The 18,354-nt window shown below is 72.0% G+C and carries 18 protein-coding genes; 7 read left to right on the top strand and 11 right to left on the bottom strand.

Annotated features, from left to right (window positions below):
- Positions 1-15: 15 nt before the first annotated feature.
- Positions 16-378, bottom strand: coding sequence for a DoxX family protein (locus ACZ7MF_RS01710; RefSeq protein WP_471473913.1), 363 nt, complete (start codon positions 376-378; stop codon positions 16-18).
- A complete protein-coding gene (locus ACZ7MF_RS01705) occupies positions 375-920 on the bottom strand; it encodes a cupin domain-containing protein (RefSeq protein ID WP_471473911.1) in 546 nt (181 codons plus the stop codon). The genes ACZ7MF_RS01710 and ACZ7MF_RS01705 overlap by 4 nt, the downstream gene beginning before the upstream one ends.
- A gap of 81 nt (positions 921-1,001) precedes the next feature.
- Between ACZ7MF_RS01705 and ACZ7MF_RS01700 the strand changes: the two genes are divergently transcribed.
- Positions 1,002-1,883 carry a LysR family transcriptional regulator gene (locus ACZ7MF_RS01700; RefSeq protein ID WP_471473910.1) on the top strand — a complete coding sequence of 294 codons (882 nt, stop codon included), beginning with the start codon at positions 1,002-1,004 and terminating at the stop codon, positions 1,881-1,883.
- On the opposite strand, the gene ACZ7MF_RS01695 is transcribed toward ACZ7MF_RS01700, so the two are convergent.
- Positions 1,880-3,733: a serine/threonine-protein kinase gene (locus tag ACZ7MF_RS01695; RefSeq protein WP_471473908.1), complete on the bottom strand. Its 1,854-nt coding sequence runs from the start codon at positions 3,731-3,733 to the stop codon at positions 1,880-1,882. The two genes, ACZ7MF_RS01700 and ACZ7MF_RS01695, sit on opposite strands and share 4 nt — an antisense overlap.
- Positions 3,734-3,910: 177 nt before the next feature.
- On the opposite strand from ACZ7MF_RS01695, the gene ACZ7MF_RS01690 reads away from it, so the two are divergent.
- Positions 3,911-4,513 (top strand): TetR/AcrR family transcriptional regulator, encoded by a 603-nt coding sequence (locus tag ACZ7MF_RS01690; RefSeq protein ID WP_471473907.1) that lies wholly within the window; start codon positions 3,911-3,913, stop codon positions 4,511-4,513.
- Positions 4,514-4,696: 183 nt separating this feature from the next.
- Complete coding sequence (locus ACZ7MF_RS01685) at positions 4,697-5,602, top strand: alpha/beta fold hydrolase (RefSeq protein WP_471473906.1); 906 nt, start codon at positions 4,697-4,699, stop codon at positions 5,600-5,602.
- 68 nt (positions 5,603-5,670) lie between these two features.
- Here ACZ7MF_RS01685 and ACZ7MF_RS01680 read toward each other — a convergent pair whose 3' ends face one another.
- Entirely contained in the window at positions 5,671-6,273 is a 603-nt protein-coding gene (locus ACZ7MF_RS01680; protein ID WP_471473904.1) for an O-methyltransferase, read from the bottom strand.
- Positions 6,274-6,315: 42 nt separating this feature from the next.
- On the opposite strand from ACZ7MF_RS01680, the gene ACZ7MF_RS01675 reads away from it, so the two are divergent.
- The gene (locus tag ACZ7MF_RS01675) at positions 6,316-7,053 is read left to right on the top strand and encodes a MerR family transcriptional regulator (RefSeq protein WP_471473903.1); all 738 of its coding nucleotides are present in this window, start codon (positions 6,316-6,318) and stop codon (positions 7,051-7,053) included.
- A 191-nt stretch (positions 7,054-7,244) separates the two neighbouring features.
- Complete coding sequence (locus tag ACZ7MF_RS01670) at positions 7,245-8,666, top strand: condensation domain-containing protein (RefSeq protein ID WP_471473901.1); 1,422 nt, start codon at positions 7,245-7,247, stop codon at positions 8,664-8,666.
- A 132-nt stretch (positions 8,667-8,798) separates the two neighbouring features.
- Here ACZ7MF_RS01670 and ccsB read toward each other — a convergent pair whose 3' ends face one another.
- The 7 genes from ccsB to hemL all read right to left on the bottom strand — a co-directional run bounded on the left by ccsB (position 8,799) and on the right by hemL (position 16,681).
- Entirely contained in the window at positions 8,799-9,941 is a 1,143-nt protein-coding gene (ccsB, locus tag ACZ7MF_RS01665; protein ID WP_471473900.1) for a c-type cytochrome biogenesis protein CcsB, read from the bottom strand.
- Positions 9,938-11,680 (bottom strand): cytochrome c biogenesis protein ResB, encoded by a 1,743-nt coding sequence (gene resB, locus ACZ7MF_RS01660; protein WP_471473899.1) that lies wholly within the window; start codon positions 11,678-11,680, stop codon positions 9,938-9,940. The genes ccsB and resB overlap by 4 nt, the downstream gene beginning before the upstream one ends.
- A 3-nt stretch (positions 11,681-11,683) precedes the next feature.
- Complete coding sequence (locus tag ACZ7MF_RS01655) at positions 11,684-12,454, bottom strand: cytochrome c biogenesis CcdA family protein (RefSeq protein ID WP_471473897.1); 771 nt, start codon at positions 12,452-12,454, stop codon at positions 11,684-11,686.
- Between the two features lies 1 nt (position 12,455).
- Positions 12,456-13,136 carry a TlpA family protein disulfide reductase gene (locus ACZ7MF_RS01650; protein ID WP_356855515.1) on the bottom strand — a complete coding sequence of 227 codons (681 nt, stop codon included), beginning with the start codon at positions 13,134-13,136 and terminating at the stop codon, positions 12,456-12,458.
- 66 nt (positions 13,137-13,202) lie between these two features.
- Positions 13,203-14,504 carry a polysaccharide deacetylase family protein gene (locus ACZ7MF_RS01645; protein ID WP_471473896.1) on the bottom strand — a complete coding sequence of 434 codons (1,302 nt, stop codon included), beginning with the start codon at positions 14,502-14,504 and terminating at the stop codon, positions 13,203-13,205.
- Between the two features lie 162 nt (positions 14,505-14,666).
- On the bottom strand, positions 14,667-15,368 hold the full coding sequence (locus ACZ7MF_RS01640) for a histidine phosphatase family protein (RefSeq protein WP_471473895.1): 702 nt from the start codon (positions 15,366-15,368) through the stop codon (positions 14,667-14,669).
- A complete protein-coding gene (gene hemL, locus ACZ7MF_RS01635) occupies positions 15,365-16,681 on the bottom strand; it encodes a glutamate-1-semialdehyde 2,1-aminomutase (protein ID WP_471473893.1) in 1,317 nt (438 codons plus the stop codon). The genes ACZ7MF_RS01640 and hemL overlap by 4 nt, the downstream gene beginning before the upstream one ends.
- Before the next feature lie 485 nt (positions 16,682-17,166).
- Here hemL and ACZ7MF_RS01630 point away from each other — a divergent pair, with 485 nt between their 5' ends.
- On the top strand, positions 17,167-17,604 hold the full coding sequence (locus ACZ7MF_RS01630) for a hypothetical protein (protein ID WP_003974483.1): 438 nt from the start codon (positions 17,167-17,169) through the stop codon (positions 17,602-17,604).
- Between the two features lie 50 nt (positions 17,605-17,654).
- Positions 17,655-18,143, top strand: coding sequence for a hypothetical protein (locus tag ACZ7MF_RS01625; RefSeq protein ID WP_471473892.1), 489 nt, complete (start codon positions 17,655-17,657; stop codon positions 18,141-18,143).
- Positions 18,144-18,354 lie beyond the last annotated feature (211 nt).

Genomic DNA, 18,354 nt, shown 5'->3' with positions numbered 1-18,354 from the left:
ACGGCGGACGCCGGGTCACAGCCGGGCCGTGGCGAGCCAGACGGTGACGGCGGCGGTGACCAGGAGGGTCAGGTTGAGGGCGACCTGCCGGTCCCCGAGACGCAGGTGGACCCCGGTCGCGCCGATCTGCAGGACCACGAACCCGACGGCCGCGGCCGGGGCGAGCCAAGGCGCGACGCCGGTCAGCGGCGGGAGGACCAGCCCGGCCGCGCCGAGCACCTCGACCACGCCGACGGCGCGGACGGCGGGCATCGGCATGCTGTCCACCCAGGCCATCATCGGCCGGAGCGCGTCCCGGCTGCGCGCCACCTTCACCGCGCCCCCGTAGAGGTAGAAGGCGGCGAGGAGTCCGGCGACGATCCAGTACGCGACGTTCACGACCCGGTCCCCCGGGGCCGGGCGTGGGCCGGGGCGAAGTCGGTGGCGGGCTCGGTCGCGTAGCGGCCCATCGTCCCGAGGCTCTCCTCGGGAGTCGGGGTGCGGCCGTCGGCGTACAGCTCCTCCAGGTCCCGGAAGTACTGGACGTACAGGTCGGGGGTGAACGTGCTGAGCATGCGGGCCGGTTCGCCGGTGGTGTTGGCGAAGGTGTGCGGCGCGCCGGGCGGGACCATCACGAGGGTGCCGGCCGTCGCGTCGATGTCCTCGTCCCCCACCGTGAACCGGACGGTGCCGGAGATGACGTAGAAGCCCTCGTCGTGCCGGGCGTGGCGGTGCTGGGGCGGCCCGGGGGTGTGCGGGGCGAGTACGGACTCGGCCATGCCGAGGCGGTGGCCGGTGTGACTGCCGTCCTCCAGGACACGCATGCGGGTGGTGCCGAGGAGGATCGTCTCGCCGTCTCCCGGACCGACCACCGACACGGCGGGGTCCGCGCCCGCCTCGCTGTTCTCGCTGCTCTCGCTGTTCCGCGGTTCGTCGTTCATGCCCTCGATTCCACCGCCGGGGCACCGGCGGCGTCCAAGACCCCTTCCGCACACTCGATACCGCACGGGTATCGTCGCAGGATGGACCGGGTGAACCGGAGGGACCGGCTTGAGCTGCGGACACTGCGCTACTTCGTGGCGGTCGCCGAGGAACTCCACTTCGGCCGGGCCGCCGTCCGGCTGCACATGAGCCAGCCGCCGCTGAGCCGGGCGATCAGGGCACTGGAGACGGAACTCGGCGCCACGCTGTTCCACCGCACCTCCGCGGGCGTCACCCTCACCGGAGCCGGTGCGGTGCTGCTCGACGAGGCGCACACCCTGCTCGACCGTGCCGAACGCGTACCCGCCCGCGTGGCGGCCGCGGCCGGGGCCGCGACCCTCACCGTCGGCATCCTCGGCGACAGCACCGACCCGGACGTGGTCCGGCTGGCGGACGCCTACCGCCGGCGCCATCCGCACGTCGAGGTCACCGTCCGAGAGACCGACCTGACCGACCCCACCTGCGGGCTGCACGCCGGTCTGGTCGACGTGGCCCTCACCCGCGGCCCCTTCGACCCGACCGGCCTGACCACGCACACCCTGCGCGCCGACCCGGTGGGCGCCCTGCTGCGCGCCGACGATCCGCTGGCCGACCGGGCGAGCCTGACCCCGGCCGAGCTGGCCGACCGCCGCTGGTTCCGCTTCCCGGAGGGCACGGACCCGCTGTGGCAGGCGTACTGGAACGGCGGGGAGCCGCGGCGGGGGCCGGTGGTGCGCACCGTACGGGAGTGTCAGCAGGTCGTGCTGTGGAACGGCACGGTCGGCATGACCCTCGCCGACCACGTGCCCGCGGAGGGGCTCACCGTGGTCCCGCTGACGGGCCTGCCGCCGAGCCGAGTGGTGGTGGCCTGGCCCCGGACCGACCCGAACCCGCTGATCCGCTCGTTCGTCCGGCTCGCGGTCGCGGTGTACGACACTCCCTAGGTCCGCGTCCAGCGTTGCGAGGCCGTTCCCGACTGGCAGGGCTGCGAGGAGACCCCGCCACCGAAGGCCAGGTCGAGGCAGCCGTCGTTGAAGACACTCGTCATGCTGCCCCCGGAGCCGGGACGCCACAGGTGGGCGTTGCCGAAGGAGCCGCAGTCGACGGTGGAGACGGCCTGGCCCATCATGTTCGCGCCCAGGCAGGCACCCGTGGACGTGTTGACGACCTTGACCGCGCCGTCCGCCGCGCTCCGGAAGCTCCAGGTCGCGGTCGAGCTGCCGCAGGAGCCGTCGTCGGCGGCGCCGTAGACCTGGGTGAGGCACTTGCCGTTCTCGGCGTTCTTCAGGGCGAACGTGCCCGAGGAGGGCGTGTCGGTGTTTCCGGATCCGTCACCGGACGACGAGCCACCCGCCCCGGACGATCCACCGGAACCGGACGAGTCTCCGGCACCACCGGAATCGCTGCCCGAGCCGCTGCCCGAGCCTGCGTCACCGGTACCCGTACCCGTACCCGTCCCCGTACCGGTACCGGCCGCCCGTTCCGCTCCCCCGCCGCCGTCGCCCTCCCCGGGGCCTTCGCCGCTCGCGCCGTCTTTGCCGTCGCGGCCGTCCTTCCCGTCCTCGGCGTCCTTGCCGGCCCTGTTGTGCGAGGCCGACGGACTCGGGGTCGGCCGGTCCTGCGCCGACGCCGAGGCCGGGGCCGAGGCCGTGGGATCAAGGGCCGCGGAGACGGACGGGGACGGCGCGGTGCCCGCCTCCGCGGTGTCGTGGGAGGCGTAGGGCAGGAGCTGGACGGCGAGGGTCGCCCCCGTCGCCAGCACGATCGGGACGACGCCGACGAGGATCCGGGTCCGGCGCCGGTTCCCCCGCCTCCCGGGCTCCTCGCTCTTCGCGTCCCTCGTCGGGGGCTCCGGATCGGGCAGGTCCGCCGCTCGGGGTAACTCCTCGACGAACGCGGCTCGTTCGGCCAGGACCTCGGCCACGGCCCGCGGCCACAGCGGCGGTTCGTACGGGCCGTGCCGCTCGGCGGTCCCGAGCAGTTCGGCGGCGGTCGGACGGCCCTCGTGGTCCTTGTCCAGGCAGGACGCGACGACATCGGCGAGTTCGGGGTCCAGGTCCCTGAGCGGCTGGAGATCGGGCTCCGCCGTCAGGATGCGGTGCAGCACCGGCAGCGCCGAATCGTCCCCGAACGGCGCGTGCCCCGACGCCGCGTACGCCAGCACCCCGCCCAGCGCGAAGACGTCGACCGCCCCACCGGGCGTCCGGCTCCCCGACGCCTGCTCCGGCGACATGTAGGCCGGCGTCCCCACCACCTTGTCCACCGACGTCAACTGGCTCTGGTCGGCGGCCCGGGCCACCCCGAAGTCGATGACCGTCAGGCCCTCCACCGTCAGCATCAGGTTCGACGGCTTCAGGTCCCGGTGCACCATCTCCAGCGCGTGCACCGCCACCAATGCCTTTGCGGCTTCCCGCAGGATGAGCCAGAGCGCCCCGGCGGGCAACGGCCCGCCGTGAACGTCCAGCGCCTGGGACAGGGTGATGCCCGGCACGTACGCGGTGGCGAACCACGGCGGGCCCGCCTCGCGGTCCCCCGCCAGCAGGGGCGCGGTCACGCCCTCGGGCAGCCGGGCGAGGTTGTCCAGCTCGTGCCCGAAGCGGCGCAGGAAGCCCTTGTCCTCGGCGGCGACCGAGGGCAGCACCTGCTTGACGGCCACGTACCGGCCCGCGTGGACGCCGAGGAAGACCCGGCCCATGCCGCCGGCGCCGAGGCGTCCGACCAGCGGGATCGGCCCGATCCACCGCGGATCCCCGTCCTTCAGCGGCTCCGCCCCGCTGCCGTCCAGCTCCAACACGTCGACCCCGTCCCCCCGTTGTCCCGGCACCCGGGACCCGCGGCCCGCCCGCTCCCCTCCGAAGTCCGGGCGGACACACGCGTCCCGCAGGGGACAGTCTGAGTCAGACGGACCTAGGATTGGAAGAAGCTTCTAGAAAATTGTTCTAGAAAACGGGAAACGAGAGCGCGCCTGCCCATGAGCCCCAAACAACACCGCGGCGAGGTCACCTCCGACCTCCTCCTGGACGCCGCGCTCCGCCTCTACACGGAGTCGGGCGAACAGGGCGTCACCGTCACCGCCGTCACCCGCACCAGCGGGGTCAGCCTCGGCAGCCTGTACCACCACTTCGGCAGCCTCGACGGCCTGCTCACCGCACTCACCGAGCGCTGGACCGGACGGCTCCTCGAACAGCTGGTCACCGCGCTGACCAGTACCGAGACCGCCCGCGAGGGCATCCGGGCCGTGGTCGGGGCCTATCTGGCCTTCGTCCGCGACCACCCCGGCGCGGCGCTCCTCGTGCACTCCCCGAGCGCCGACCGGCGCCTGATGGCGCGGGGCCGGGAGATGCGGGACGCGCAGCAGCCGGCCGTCTCGGCGATGGCCGGGTGGATCCAGCCCCGCATCGACGCCGGCGAAATCGCCCCGCTGCCCATGCCGTTGCTGGAGACCCTGGTCCTGGGCCCGGTCGTGGCCGTCGCCCGGCGCCGTCTGTCCGGGGTCCGGGACGTCGACCTGGACGAGGCCGCGCGGGTCCTGCCGGAGCGGATCTGGCGGTCGGTCGGCGCGGACGGGGCGTAGCGGCCGCGCGGGGCGGCGGGGCTGTCCCCCGAGGGAGCTACGGGCAGGTGTCCACCGCGGGGTGACGATCCGGGGCCGGTGGATCCATAGAGTCTTCATCAGTCGCCGAGCACCACAGGCCGACTGGAAGAACTCCCCCCAACACCGCGTCCCTACCCCACCCTTGTCTGCTGGAGGCCCCCCATGTTCCGCACCTTCGCCAAGGCGATTGCCGCGATCGCCGTCGTCTGCGCCGTGGCCGGCGCGGGACTCGTCCTGAACGAGGAATACGGCAAGGACGACTCCGACGCGAAGGACACCACCGCCTCCGCGGGAGCCTCCTTCACCGGCACGAAGCAGATCGACGTCGACGGTCACAAGGTCAACGTCTCCTGCTCCGGCCACTCGGACGCGGACCAGCCGCTGGTGATGCTGATGGCGGGCGGCGGCGAGGGCCTGGGCAACATGGCCGCCCTCCAGAAGTCCCTGAGCAAGACGGACCGGGTCTGCTCCTACGACCGCCTCGGCGAGGGCAAGAGCGACAAGCCCGCCAAGGACGAACTGCAGACCGTGAACGACACCAGCGTCCTGCTCACCAAGCTCCTCGACCACCTCGCGGGCGACCGCCCGGTCGTCCTGGCGGGGCACTCCCTGGGCGGCTACATCGCCGCCCGCTACACCCCCGACCACCCCGAGCGCGTCAAGGGCCTGGTCCTCCTGGACGCCACCGTCCCCCACCTCACCCGTGACATGAAGGCCACCATCCCCGCCGACGCCACCGGCGGCGCGACCCAGGTCCGGGACGGCGCGATCGGGGCCAACGAGGGTAAGAACGCCGAGCAGTTCCTCATCGCCGACGGCCCGGTCCACTCCGCCGGGGACATCCCCGTCGAGATCCTCAAGCACGAGTCCCAGTACGCCGCGGTCCCGGAGTACGGCCCCGCCCTGGAGCAGATGTGGGCCAAGGGCCAGCAGGAGTGGCAGCAGCTCTCCACCAACGCGAAGCTCACCACCGCCAAGGGCAGCGGCCACTACATCCACACCGACCGCCCCGACCTCGCCCTCAAGGCCGTCCAGAGCGTCACCGACCGCGTCACCGACGCCCGGTAGCAGCCGCCACCTCCACAGACCGGCCCTGGGCCGTGGCTTCCCCCGCCACGGCCCAGGGCCTCTTCCCGTCAGTCCCGGAGCCGGGTCCCGACGATCGCGGCGAGATCCGGGGCCAGGCGGAGTTCGGTCGTGTGCAGTGCGGGGTGCTCCAGCCAGTGGAGCCGGGGGTGGTCGGGGGCGCCGTCGAAGAGGGGCGGCCAGGTGGTGGCCGGGGTGAAGTCGTCGACCACCAGCGTGCCGCCGGGGGTCAGCAGACGGGCGGGGTCGGCGGCACCGTCGCCCTTCGCCTGGCCTCCGCCGTCCAGCACCAACAGGTCGTACGGGCCGTGTTCCTCGACGCGTCGCCAGTCGCCGTGGAGGATCTCGACCTCCTCGTGGTCCCGGAAGACCTGCCTGGCCACGCGGGCCCGCTCCGTGTCGCGTTCGACGCCGACCAGCCGGGTTCCCGGGCGGGCGCCGGAGGCCAGCCAGGCCAGGCCCACGCCGCAGCCCGTGCCCGTCTCGGCGATGGCGTGCGTGGCTCCCGCCGCCAGCAGGTGCAGCAGGCGGCCCTGTTCGGGGCGGCACGAGTGGGCGAAGCCGTGCGCCCGTGCCGCCGCCACGGCCCGGGCGACCAGCGCCGGGAGCGTGCCGTCGGCGTTCCGGTGGGCGTCCGTCCCCTGGAGCGACATGCCTGCATTATGGCCGCCCCGGTCCCGCATAGGCTGCGCCCGGTGAGTAGCCGCGAGCGTCGTCTGCGTACCGTCGATCTGGCCCGGGCGGCCGGGCTGTCGACGCAGCAGGTCCGCAATTACGAGGACGCCGGTGTCCTGCCCCCGGCCGGACGCACCGACGCCGGGTACCGGGTGTTCGGGGAGCGGCACCGGGACGCGCTGCTGACGTACCGGGCGTTGCAGCCGGGGTACGGGGCGGTGACGGCGACGCGGGTCATGCGGGCGGTGCACGCCGGGGACGTGGCCGGTGCCCTCGCGCTGGTGGACGCCGCGCACGCCGCGCTGCACGAGGAGCGGGTCGCGCTGCGGGCCGCGGGCGAGGCGCTGGACGCGCTGGAGCGGCCGGCCGGTCAGGAGGCCACCGCGGCCCGGGCCCCCTCCGGCGACGGGCCGCACGGGCCGCACGAACTGCGTATCGGCGAGGTGGCCGCGCTGGTCGGCGTACGGACCTCCGCGCTGCGGGTGTGGGAGGCGGCGGGGCTGCTCGTGCCCGGGCGGGAACACGGCACCGGGTACCGCGTGTACGGGCCCGCCGACGTGCGGGACGCGCGGGTGGTGCGCACCCTGCGCCGCAGTCACCACCTCTTCGAGCAGATCCGGCCCGTGCTGGAAGACCTGCGGCGGGCGGGCAGCAGCGCGGCGCTGCGGGCGGCGGTCGAGGCCCGCGGGCAGGCCCTCACCGCGCGGACGCGGGCGATGCTGGCGGGGGCGGGCGCCCTGCACGCCTATCTGGAGTGAGAGGTGAAGCGAGGCTGGAGTGCGGGGTGAAGGGTGCAGGGGGGACTGGTGAAGGGTGCACGGACTGTGGGGGCGTATCGGCGTTCGAGAGGCCATCCGTTCCGTTGAACAGTGTCGACACACCAGGTGCGCGGCCGCGGAGACGGCATTCCCTTGGTCGGGTCTGTACATCTGCGAACGGAGACCTCCTCGTGCGAATGACCGACATCCAGCGCTGCGAGATCCGGCCCGGGCGCCTCGTCGAGTGGACGCTCAGTCCCGCGACGCTCGACATCGCGGCGGCGCTGCCCGAGGACGCGCGCCCGCCCGCGTACATCCAGGAGTCGCACATCCGGACGGCACGGTCGGTGCGCGAGGACGGCCTGTTCGTGCCGACCTGGCTCGGGGCCGCCTTCGACATCCCGGGGCCGGTCGATCTCGACGTGCTCCAGGAGGCGTTGCGGGCCTGGACGCTGCGGCACGAGACGCTGCGCAGCGGTTTCCGGTGGAGCGGCGAAAGCGGCGACACGATGCGGCGGTTCACGCTCGACGCGGACGCCGTGGCGCTGCACCGCGAGGAGGTCGGCGACTTTCCGGACGCGGCCGAGCTGGCCCGGCACCTCCAGGACCGCTTCGACCGGGTCGCGGACGCGCTGCGCTGGCCCAACCTCATCTACACGGCGGTCGTCCGCGACGACGGCGTCAGCGTCTACATGGCCTTCGACCACAGCAACGTCGACGCGTACTCCATCTACCGCATCCCCGCCGAGGTCGGCGAGTTGTACGCCGCAGGAGTCGCGGGGCGGACCGTGCCGCACCCCCGGGTGGGCTCCTACGTCGACTTCTGCGAGGCGGAGCGGGCGGACGCGGACCGGATCGACGGCGGCCACGACATCGTCGCCCGCTGGCGGGAGTTCATCCGCCGCTGCGACGGGCGGCTGCCGTCCTTCCCCGTCGACCTCGGCGTCAGGACCGGCGACCCGCTGCCCGAACAGCGGCTGCTGCGCGAGCCGTTGGTGGACGCGGCCGACGCCGCCGCGTTCGAGGCGTACTGCCGTCCCTACGGGGGCAGCCTGGTCGGCGTGCTGGCCGCGACCGCGCTGATCGTCCACGAGATCGGCGGCGAGCCCGTGTACCGCACGGTCGTGCCCTTCCACACCCGGTCGCGGTCCCAGTGGACGGAGTCCGTCGGCTGGTACGTCGGCGGCGCCCCGATCGAGGTCCCGGTGGACCGGGCCCACGACTTCCCCAGCGCCCTCGCCACCGTCCGCGCCGAACTCCAGGCCAACCGGCGGCTGTCCCGCATGCCGATCGACCGCGTGCTGCGCCTGCTCGGCACGGACTTCCGGCCGACCTCGCCCGACCTGTACTCGATCGTGTCGTACGTGGACGCCCGTGGCGTCCCCGGCGCCGACAGCTGGCCGGACCGGACGGCGTACGCGCTGCTGAGGGTCTCGTACGGCGACCAGGTGTGCGCCTGGGTCACCCGGCTGCCCGAGGGACTGTGGTTCGCGAGCCGCTATCCGGACACGGACGTCGCCCACAAGAACCTGCGGCTGTACGTCGAACGGCTGCGGGACGTCGTCACCGGCGTCGCCCGCGGGGACTTCGGTCCGCCGCCCACCGCTCGGTGAGCAGGACGCCGCCCGCGTGCAGGCGCCCGTCGCCGCCGTCGAAGTACGACTCCCACGGTTCCCGGACGGCACACACGAAAGGCCGGCTCCGGTGACCTGGGTCACGGGAACCGGCCTTTCGCCGTGCCTTGTTCAGAAGCCGACGGACTGGAGGGCACCCAGGCCGACGTCCGCGTAGGAGTGCTTGCCGGAGACGAAGATGTTGACGCCGTAGTAGTTGAACAGCCAGCAGCCGAAGGCGATCAGGGCCAGGTAGGCGGCCTTGCGGCCCTTCCAGCCGGCGGTGGCGCGGGCGTGCAGGTAGCAGGCGTAGGCGACCCAGGTGATGAAGGACCAGGTCTCCTTGGGGTCCCAGCCCCAGTAGCGGCCCCAGGCGTCGCCCGCCCAGATCGCGCCCGCGATGATCGTGAACGTCCACAGCGGGAAGACGGCGGCGTTGACGCGGTAGGCGAACTTGTCGAGGGAGGCCGCGGCGGGCAGCCGGTCCAGGACCGAGCTGGCGAAGCGGCCGGGGGTGCCGCCGGAGGCGAGCTTGTTCTCGAAGCTGTCCTTGAAGAGGTACAGGATCGTGGAGACCGCGCCGACGTAGAAGACCGCGCCGCAGAAGATCGCCGTGGAGACGTGGATGTACAGCCAGTACGAGTGCAGGGCCGGGACGAGCTGGTCGCTGGCGGTGTAGAGGACCGTGACGGCGAGACCGAGGTCGAGCAGGACCGTGATGGTCAGCGGCAGGCCGAGCCAGCGGACGTTCTTCCTCAGGGCGAGCAGCGCGAGGTACACGCCGACGGCGACCGTCGTGAACGTGATGTTGAACTCGTACATGTTGCCCCACGGCGCCCGCTCCACCGACAGGGCGCGGGTGAGGACGCCGCCCGCCTCGATGGCGAAGGCGAGGACCGTGAGCGAGATGGCGACCCGCCCGTACAGGTCGCCCTTCTCGGTGCCGCCGTGCGCGCCGGGGCCGTCGGGCACGTCACGGGTGCCGGACGCGGTCCGTACGACGACCTCGGGCCGCTCCAGTACGGCGGTGCCGCCGGCCTTCTTCACGGTGACCGCGGGGCCGGACCCGGCCTTCACCCTGGCACCGGCCGTGTCGCTGGTGAGCGCGGCGGCGGTGCGGCCGACCTTGCTGCGGCTGCCGAAGAGCCACTCGGCGATGTACGCGAAGAAGGCCAGCGTGTAGACGGCCATCGAGGAGTAGATCAGCGTGTTGCTGACGTTCGCGAGGTTCTCGTTGGTCGCGGCGGCCAACTCGGTTGCGGCGGCGAGATTCACTTCTCAGCCCCTTCGGCAGGTACGACGTGGGTGTCGGGGGAATCGGGGGTGTCGTCGTTCTCGGGTCCGTCGGGTCCGTCGGGTGCGTCGGGTGCCTGGTCGTACAGGGTTCCGGCGAGGTCGCCGAGTTCCTCGGGGACCTTCGCGGACTCGCTGCGGCCGAGGCCGGCCATCTCCACGACGGTGACGCCGTCGGCGCCGCGCACGGCCCGCACCCAGACCCGGCGGCGCTGGATGAACAGGGAGCCGGCCAGGCCGAAGATGGCGACGACGGCACCGCCGAGGGCCCAGCCGCTGCCGGGCTGCTGCGTGACCTGGAAGCCGGCCCACTCCTGGACGCCGTTGAAGGTGACCGAGCCGGCGCCGTTCGGGAGGGTCATGGTGTCGCCGACCTTGAGCTGCTGCTTGAACAGCTTGCCGTCGGAGCCCTTGAACTCCTCCAGGTTGGTCTTGTCGAGCTGGTAGATGCTCTGCGGGATGCCCGCGTCGACGCCGAGGTCCCCGTGGTAGGCGGAGAGCGCGAGCATCGGGTTGATCAGCGCCGGGAAGCTGGAGAGCATCGTGCTGCCCTTGCCGCCGTACGTCGGCAGGAAGAACGCGTTGAAGCCGAGCTGCTCCTTCTCCCCCTTGGCGTTGCGGTAGCCGTCCATGACCTTGACGGCGCCGGAGGAGGTGACGTTGGCGTCCAGCGGCAGCAGGGCGACGGCCTGCTTGTCCATCACGACGTCGCCCTTGGCGTCCTTGACGGTGAGGATGGGGGCGTAGCCGTGGCTGACGAGGTACACCTTGGAGCCGTCGACGTTCAGCGGCTTGTTGACCTCGACGGTCTTCGTCTTCTCGGCACCGTCGGCACCCTCGCTGTAGGTGACCTTGGCCTCGTAGATGCGCGGGGTGCCGCGGTTGGGGCCGGTCGCCTCGTAGGTGCCGTGGAAGTCCTTCAGGGTGAAGCTGAAGGGGGCCAGGTCGTGGGCCGCGTCGAAGAGGTTCCCGGACTTGAAGTCGTCGTACTGGGTGAGCGTGTTGGAGAAGCCGTCGCCCTCCAGGATCAGCTTGTTGCCCTCGTACTTGAACAGCTGGCCCCAGGCGAAGGCGATCAGCATCACGATCAGCGCGATGTGGAAGGCGAGGTTGCCGACCTCCCGCAGATAGCCCTTCTCGGCCGCGACGGCGTCACCGGAGGGGTCCGCGTCCGCGCGGAAGCGGCGCTTCTTCAGCAGCTTCAGGGCGGCCTCGCGGACCTCCTCGGGCTCGGCGCCGGTGCGCCAGGTGGTGTAGGCGGGCAGCCGGTCCAGGCGCCGGGGGGCGCGGGGCGGACGCCCGCGGAGCTGGCCGACGAACTGCCAGGTGCGCGGGACGATGCAGCCGATGAGGGAGACGAACAGCAGGATGTAGATCGCGGAGAACCACACCGAGCTGTAGACGTGGAAGAGGCCGAGCTTGTCGTAGACCGGCGCCAGGAGGTCGTGGTTGTCGCGGAACTCCTGGACCTTCATGGCGTCGACGCCGTCCTGCGGGATCAGCGACCCGGGGATCGCGCCCAGGGACAGCAGCAGGAGCAGGAGCAGCGCGACGCGCATGGAGGTGAGCTGGCGCCAGAACCAGCGGGCCCAGCCGATCACGCCGAGCGAGGGGAGGTTCGGGGCCTCCTCCTTGGGGGCGGTGGACAGCTGGGAGCCGGCGGCGCCGAGGTCCTGTTCCTCGTCGGTCGTCGGGGTCTTGCCCGTGGTGGTGTTGCTCATCGGTCAGATCCCTACAGTGAAGCCGTTGGACCAGGTCTGCATGTCCTGCACGATGCTGTCCCACGCGCCGGTCAGCAGCAGCACGCCGGTCGCGATCATCATGGCGCCGCCGATTCGCATCACCCAGACATAGTGGCGCTTGATCCAGCCGAAGGCGCCGAGCGCCTTGCGGAAGGCGACCGCGGCGAGCACGAAGGGCACGCCGAGGCCGACGCAGTACGCGACGGTCAGTATGGCGCCGCGGCCGGCGGTGCCCTGGTCGGCGGAGAGCGCGAGGACGGACGCGAGGGTCGGACCGATGCAGGGCGTCCAGCCGATGCCGAACAGCGCGCCCAGCAGCGGCGCGCCGACCAGGCCGGTCACGGGGCGCTTGTGGAAGCGGAACTCGCGCTGGGTGAACCAGGGCATGAGGCCGACGAAGAAGACGCCCATGAGGATCATGAGCACGCCGAGCACCTTGGTCAGGGTGGAGCGTTCCTCCTGGAGCGTGGAGCCGAAGTAGCCGAAGAGCGCCCCGCTGGAGACGAAGACGGCGGTGAAGCCGAGGACGAAGAGGGAGGCTCCGGCGACCATCCGGCCGCGCCGGGCCTCGCCGAGGTCCGTGCCGGTGACGCCGGTCACGTAGGAGAGGTAGCCGGGGACGAGCGGCAGGACGCAGGGCGAGAAGAAGGAGACCAGGCCGCCGAGGAGCGCGATGGGGAGGGCCACGAGCAGGGCGCCGTTCAGCACCGTGCCGTTGTAGCCCTCGGCGGCGAGGGTGGTCACTGCGGACACGTCACTTCTCCGGCTGGAGGTACGGGGCGAGCATCTTGCGCAGCTTCTCCTCGCTGAGCGCCTGGAGGGTGCGCGCGGCGACCTTGCCCTCCCGGTCGATGATGAGCGTGGAGGGGACGGCCTGCGGGTTGAGGGTGCCCTTCTCGAAGCGCAGCATCAGTCTGCCCGCCGGGTCGTACAGGCTCGGGTAGGTGACGCCGTAGTCCTTCTCGAAGGCGCGGGCCGGGCCGGTGGAGGTGTCGCGGGTGTTGATGCCGACGAACTGGACGCCCTGGTCCTTGACGTCCTGGTAGACCTTCTCGAAGTTCTTGGCCTCGGCGCGGCAGGGCGGGCACCACGAGCCCCAGACGTTGAGGACGACGACCTTGCCCCGGTAGTCGGCGACGTCGACCTGTCCCCCGTCGACGGTCTCGCCGGACAGCTCGGGGGCGTCGGCGCGCTCGCCCTTCTTCGCGGTGGCGATGCCGTCGGAGCCGGTGATGAAACCGGTCTGGCCGCCGCCGCCCGAGGTGCCGCCGGAGCTGCACGCGGACACGAGGAGCGCCGCGGCGGCCGCGCCGACGGCGGCCCGGGCGGCCCGGCTACGGACGCGGGCGCGGGCGTCGGTGATGCGCTCGACGGTGCGCTCGGTGGTGCGGTTCGAGCGGTTCGAGCGCAGGGGGGCGCGGCTGGCGGCACTCATGTGAAAAGTTTCGCATGTCCGTTCCGAGGATCTTGCGCACCCCCCTCGCGGCCGGAAACCCGCATCTCAGGCGGCGTTCCCGCTGGGTGTCGAGCCCGGGGCGGAGGTGTCCTTCAGGAAGGCGTTCCAGCCCCCGGCCGGCTGCTGCCCCACCTCGACGGTCCGCAGTTTGGCGAGCACCTCGGGCTTCTGCACGTCCAGCCAGTCGGTGAACTGGCGGAAGGAGACCAGCCGGATGTCCTCGCCCTTCTCCTTCTCCCGCGCGATGTGCTTGAGGGCGTTCTCCACGGCGTCCATGTAGATGCCGCCGTTCCACTCCTCGAAGTGGTTGCCGACGAAGAAGGGTGCCCGGTTCGACTCGTATGCCCGCTTGAAGCCGGATATGTACGCCTTCGTGGCCTGTTCGCGCCAGCCCGGGTAGTTGTGCGCGGGGGCCTTGGTCGAGTTGACCGACTGGTTGGCGAGGATGTTGTAGTCCATCGAGAGGACCTCGAAGGAGTGGCCGGGGAAAGGTATCTGCTGCAACGGCAGGTCCCAGATCCCGTCCTTCTTCACCGGCCACACCTGGCGGCCGCCGGGCGAGGAGGCGTCGTAGCGCCAGCCCAGCTCGCGGGCGGTGGGCAGCAGCTTGTCCTGGCCGAGCAGACAGGGCGTGCGGCCGCCGACGAGCTCCTTGTCGTAGTCGAAGGGCAGGGACGGCAGGTCGGTCCAGCCGCTGTTGGTCCGCCACTCCTTGACGAAGGACTTCGCCTGGTCGATCTCGCTGCGCCACTGCGCGGACGTCCAGTTGCCGACGCTGCCGCCGCCCCCGCAGAAGTGGCCGTTGAAGTGGGTGCCGATCTCGTGCCCGTCCAGCCAGGCCCGGCGGACGTTGGTGAGCGTCGCCTTGATGTGCTCGTCGGTGAGGTAGCCGATGTCGGAGGCGCCGCGCGGGTTGTTCGGCGGGTCGTAGAGGCGCTTCTTCGACTCGGGCAGCAGGTACAGGCCCGAGAGGAAGAACGTCATGTGCGCGCCGTGCTCCTGGGCCAGGTCCAGGAAGCGGGGGAAGAGCCCGTTGCCGACCTCGCCGGCGCCGTCCCAGGAGAAGACGACGAACTGCGGCGGCGTCTGGCCGGGTTCCAGCGGCACGGGGGCGTCCGGCTGATGCGGCTGCTTGCCGGTGTACGACGTGGAGCCGTCGCCGATGGGCTTCGCCGGGGCCTTGCTGCTGCCGGAGGGCGACGGTTTCCCGGCGTCACCGGCCTGGTGCGAGCCGTCCGACGAGGGGTGGGAACCGGTGCCGCAGCCCGCGAGCCCGACCGCCGCCGCGGCCCCCGCGCCGAGTCCGAGCATTCCCCTGCGGGTGAGAGTGCGGTTGGAAGTGCGCATCGCAACCTCGTTCGTCGCGTCCTTGGTGGTCACTAGGTGAGAGGACGCGACGAACGAGCGGGTTCCGGAAATTTGTGCGGGTTGGGTAACAGTGGACAGCGGACCCACAGAAAGGAGCCGAGGCCCGGGGGCCGGGCCCGGGAGCCGGGCCCGGGGCGACCGTCAGGCCCCGTACGCCTTCCCCTGCCCCTTCACCGGCTTGGCCCCCGAGAGGAGGTGGGCCGGGACGAGGTCGCGGGCGGGCTCGGTGTAGCCGACGGAGACGATCCGGTCACCCCGGTAGGTGAACGTCGTCAGGGACGCCAGCGTGCACTGCCGCTTGCGCGGGTCGTGCCACAGCCGCCGCCGCTCGACGTAGGACCGCAGGATCCAGATCGGCAGCTGGTGGCTGACGACCACGGCCTCGTGCCCGCGCGCCCGGTCCCGTGCGGCGTCGATCGCGCCCTTCATCCGCACGACCTGGTCGACGTACGGCTCGCCCCAGGACGGCTTGAACGGGTTGACCACGTGCTTCCAGTTGGCGGGCCGGCGCAGCGCGCCGTCACCGATGCCGAAGGTCTTGCCCTGGAAGACGTTGTCGGCCTCGATGAGGCGGGTGTCGGTGTCGAGGTCGAGCCCGTGCGTCTTGGCGATCGGGGTCGCCGTCTCCTGCGCCCGCTCCAGCGGGGAGGCCACGACGTACGTCACGTCGCGGGGCGCGAGGTGCTCGGCGACCCGCTCGGCCATCCGCCGGCCCAGCTCGGAGAGGTGGTAGCCGGGCAGCCGCCCGTACAGGACACCGGTGGGGTTCTCGACCTCGCCGTGCCGCATGACGTGGACGACGGTCAGCTCTTCGTCGCGGTCGTGGTTGCCGTGGTCGCTCATGCCGTCGCCTCCGCGGCCGCGCGGGCCGCCGCCGGGAGGGCGTCGGCGATGCGCTGGACGGCCCGCTCGTCGTGGGCGGTGGACACGAACCAGGACTCGAAGGAGGACGGCGGCAGGTAGACGCCGTTCGAGAGGAGGGAGTGGAAGAAGGCGGTGAACCGGAAGGACTCCTGCGCCTTCGCGTCCTCGTAGTTGACGACCGGCCGGTCGGTGAAGAACACGGAGAACATGTTGGAGGCGTTCTGGAGCGTGTGCGCGACGCCCTCCTTGGTGAGCGCCTCGGTCACGAGCGACTGGATCCGCGCGGACACGGCGTCGACGGTGTCGTACGCGGCGTCGTCGAGGAGCCGCAGCTGGGCGAGCCCGGCGGCGGTGGCGACCGGGTTCCCGGAGAGGGTGCCGGCCTGGTAGACGGGCCCGGCCGGCGCGAGGTGCGCCATGACATCCGCCCGCCCCCCGAACGCGGCGGCGGGGAATCCGCCTCCCATCACCTTCCCGAAGGTCATGAGATCGGGCACGACCCCCTCCACCCCGTACCACCCGGCGCGGCTGGTCCGGAACCCGGTCATGACCTCGTCGGACACGAACAGCGCGCCGTCCGCGGCGCAGGCGTCCTTGAGGCCCTGGTTGAACCCGGGCAGCGGCGGCACGACGCCCATGTTGCCGGGCGAGGCCTCCGTGATCAGGCAGGCGATCTCGCCGGGGTGGGCGGCGAAGACGGCGTGCACGGCATCGAGGTCGTTGTACGGCAGCACGATCGTGTCGCTCGCCTGGGCCCCGGTGACGCCGGGGGTGTCGGGCAGCGCGAAGGTCGCGACGCCGGAGCCGGCGGCGGCGAGCAGCGAGTCGACGTGACCGTGGTAGCACCCGGCGAACTTGATCACCTTGGTGCGCCGGGTGAACCCGCGGGCGAGCCGGATGGCGGACATGGTGGCCTCGGTCCCGCTGGACACGAGGCGGACCTCCTCCAGCGGCGCGACCCGCTCGACCATGGCCTCGGCGAGCGCGACCTCGCCCTCGGCGGGCGTACCGAAGGACGTCCCGCGCGCGACGGCCTCCTGCACGGCGGCGATCACCTCGGGGTGCGCGTGCCCGAGGATCATCGGCCCCCAGGAGCAGACCAGGTCGACGTACTCACGCCCGTCGGCGTCGGTCAGATACGGCCCGGCGCCGGACACCATGAACCGGGGCGTGCCGCCGACGGCGCGGAAGGCGCGTACCGGGGAGTTCACACCGCCGGGCGTGACGGCCGCGGCGCGGTCGAACAGAGCCTGCGAGGCCGGTGCTTCGTATGGATATGCCAGTTCGCTCATGACCTGCGACTTCTCCGACCTTCTCGACCTTCTCCGACGTATCGGACCCTGCGCGGCCTCTGGTTGCCCAGGGTGACTTCGTCAAGGGTAGACAACCGCCCCCAATGCCGTGCCGTCTGCCAGACTGGAACTCATCCACGCAGCTCACCGGGGCGACGCGGACGGGGCTGCCGACCGTCCGGCGGGCATATGTCCCACCGCACGTTTCGGCGAGCGGCCGTGGGGGAGGTCACTGACACGATGATCGGGTTGCGCGGCGGGGGCCCCGCGTCCTAGAAAAGCAGTCGGGTGGAGATATGCATCGCGGTGGCGGACTGGGCGAGGGGACCGATGACCTGGGTCCTCGACGTGCCCGGCGGGGAAGGCACCGACGCGAGGCGGAGGAAGCGTCCGAAGCACGTCAGGCACACGGCACCCCGGGCGAGCCCGACCGGCTCGACCGGCGGGCCGACCGGCTGGGGGCGGGGAGCGGGAATGGTGGTCGGGTGGGGGTGACCTACAAGTACTTCGGCGCGCCCGACGGCGCGACCGCGGCCCGCGTCCCGATCTCGATGCGCCCCGAGGAACTGGGCGGCGACGAGCTCGGGATGAACGGCATGTTCACCAAGATCAAGCCGGAGACCATGGCCGCCATGGTCCTCACCGGCATCGAGGGCGTGCCCCTGCACAAGGTGCCCCCGCTGGAACTGGTCGTCCTGCACCCCGACTACGCGGTCGTCAAACTCCCGATGACCGTGGTCGACCCCTTGCGCGGCATCGGCGAGGAGGCGGTCGGCGCGGCGGCCTTCATATGGTCCACGGTCCCGGACCGCGGCGGCCCGAGGGACGCGTTCAACGTGTACCAGCTGCTGCACGAGTGGCAGGACTTCTCACACCGGCTGCACGAGGCGGGGCATCAGCCGTACTGCCTGGTGTGGCCCTGAGTCGGCGCTCTTCCTCCGACGGGCGGGGCCCCGGGGTCCCGCCCGTACCCGTGGCCCGCCTCAAGGACCGCCGCTTCAACGGCTATCTGGGCCTTCGCCTCCCCCACGAACGGGACGCCACCGTCGAGGCGGTGATCACGTCGTACATGAGGAGCCCCGCCCCGGTCCGGCAACGGGCGATCGACGACCTCGACACCCGGAGCGCGTCCGTGCTCAGCGTGTACGGGCAGCGCATGGCCTCGGCCGCGGTCCGTGCCGGGTCCGTGGACACGCTGCGCCGCGGCCTCGTCGCCGTCGGCATGGCGCAAGTACGCCTCGACGACGCCCGCGAGAACCTGTACCCGCTCGTGGCCCTCAACGACGCCGCGTCCCTGCTCGGCACATCGCTCCGGACCTTGATCGCCGAGGTGTCGGACTCGCTGCCGTCCTCAGCGGTCGACGAGCTGCGCGCCTTTGATCAACGTCGGGAACAGGACAAGTCGCTGGAGTCCATGGGCCTGAGGCGACTCGGAAGCGGCCAGACCCTCCGCTACTCCTGACCCGCTTCACCGAGGCGCACGCCTGGCACCACCACGCGGAGCAGGCTGATCACGACTGCGGGGACGGCCTGGGGCCCAGCAGCTCCAGCACTTCCTCCCAGCGGTAGCGCTCGGCCCCACCGTCAGTGTGCGCAGCGCATAGGCCAGGCCGATCATGCTGACGGCCAGTCCGGCCAGGAAGACCGGCGTCGGCACCAGCCGGGAGAAGTTC

It is taken from the genome of Streptomyces sp. NPDC111628 (assembly GCF_055635195.1).
The sequence above is the reverse complement of the archived record's forward strand: the minus strand, read 5'-3'. Positions and strand labels throughout refer to the sequence as shown.

What these genes read in the sequence shown, in the direction of transcription:
- ACZ7MF_RS01700 (WP_471473910.1), top strand. Translation starts at nt 1,002, where the DNA reads ATGGACCGGGTGAACCGGAGGGACCGGCTTGAGCTGCGGACACTGCGC.
- ACZ7MF_RS01690 (WP_471473907.1), top strand. Translation starts at nt 3,911, where the DNA reads ATGAGCCCCAAACAACACCGCGGCGAGGTCACCTCCGACCTCCTCCTG.
- ACZ7MF_RS01650 (WP_356855515.1), bottom strand. Translation starts at nt 13,136, where the DNA reads ATGAGTGCCGCCAGCCGCGCCCCCCTGCGCTCGAACCGCTCGAACCGC.
- ACZ7MF_RS01685 (WP_471473906.1), top strand. Translation starts at nt 4,697, where the DNA reads ATGTTCCGCACCTTCGCCAAGGCGATTGCCGCGATCGCCGTCGTCTGC.
- resB (WP_471473899.1), bottom strand. Translation starts at nt 11,680, where the DNA reads ATGAGCAACACCACCACGGGCAAGACCCCGACGACCGACGAGGAACAG.
- ACZ7MF_RS01645 (WP_471473896.1), bottom strand. Translation starts at nt 14,504, where the DNA reads ATGCGCACTTCCAACCGCACTCTCACCCGCAGGGGAATGCTCGGACTC.
- ACZ7MF_RS01705 (WP_471473911.1), bottom strand. Translation starts at nt 920, where the DNA reads ATGAACGACGAACCGCGGAACAGCGAGAGCAGCGAGAACAGCGAGGCG.
- ACZ7MF_RS01680 (WP_471473904.1), bottom strand. Translation starts at nt 6,273, where the DNA reads ATGTCGCTCCAGGGGACGGACGCCCACCGGAACGCCGACGGCACGCTC.
- ACZ7MF_RS01640 (WP_471473895.1), bottom strand. Translation starts at nt 15,368, where the DNA reads ATGAGCGACCACGGCAACCACGACCGCGACGAAGAGCTGACCGTCGTC.
- hemL (WP_471473893.1), bottom strand. Translation starts at nt 16,681, where the DNA reads ATGAGCGAACTGGCATATCCATACGAAGCACCGGCCTCGCAGGCTCTG.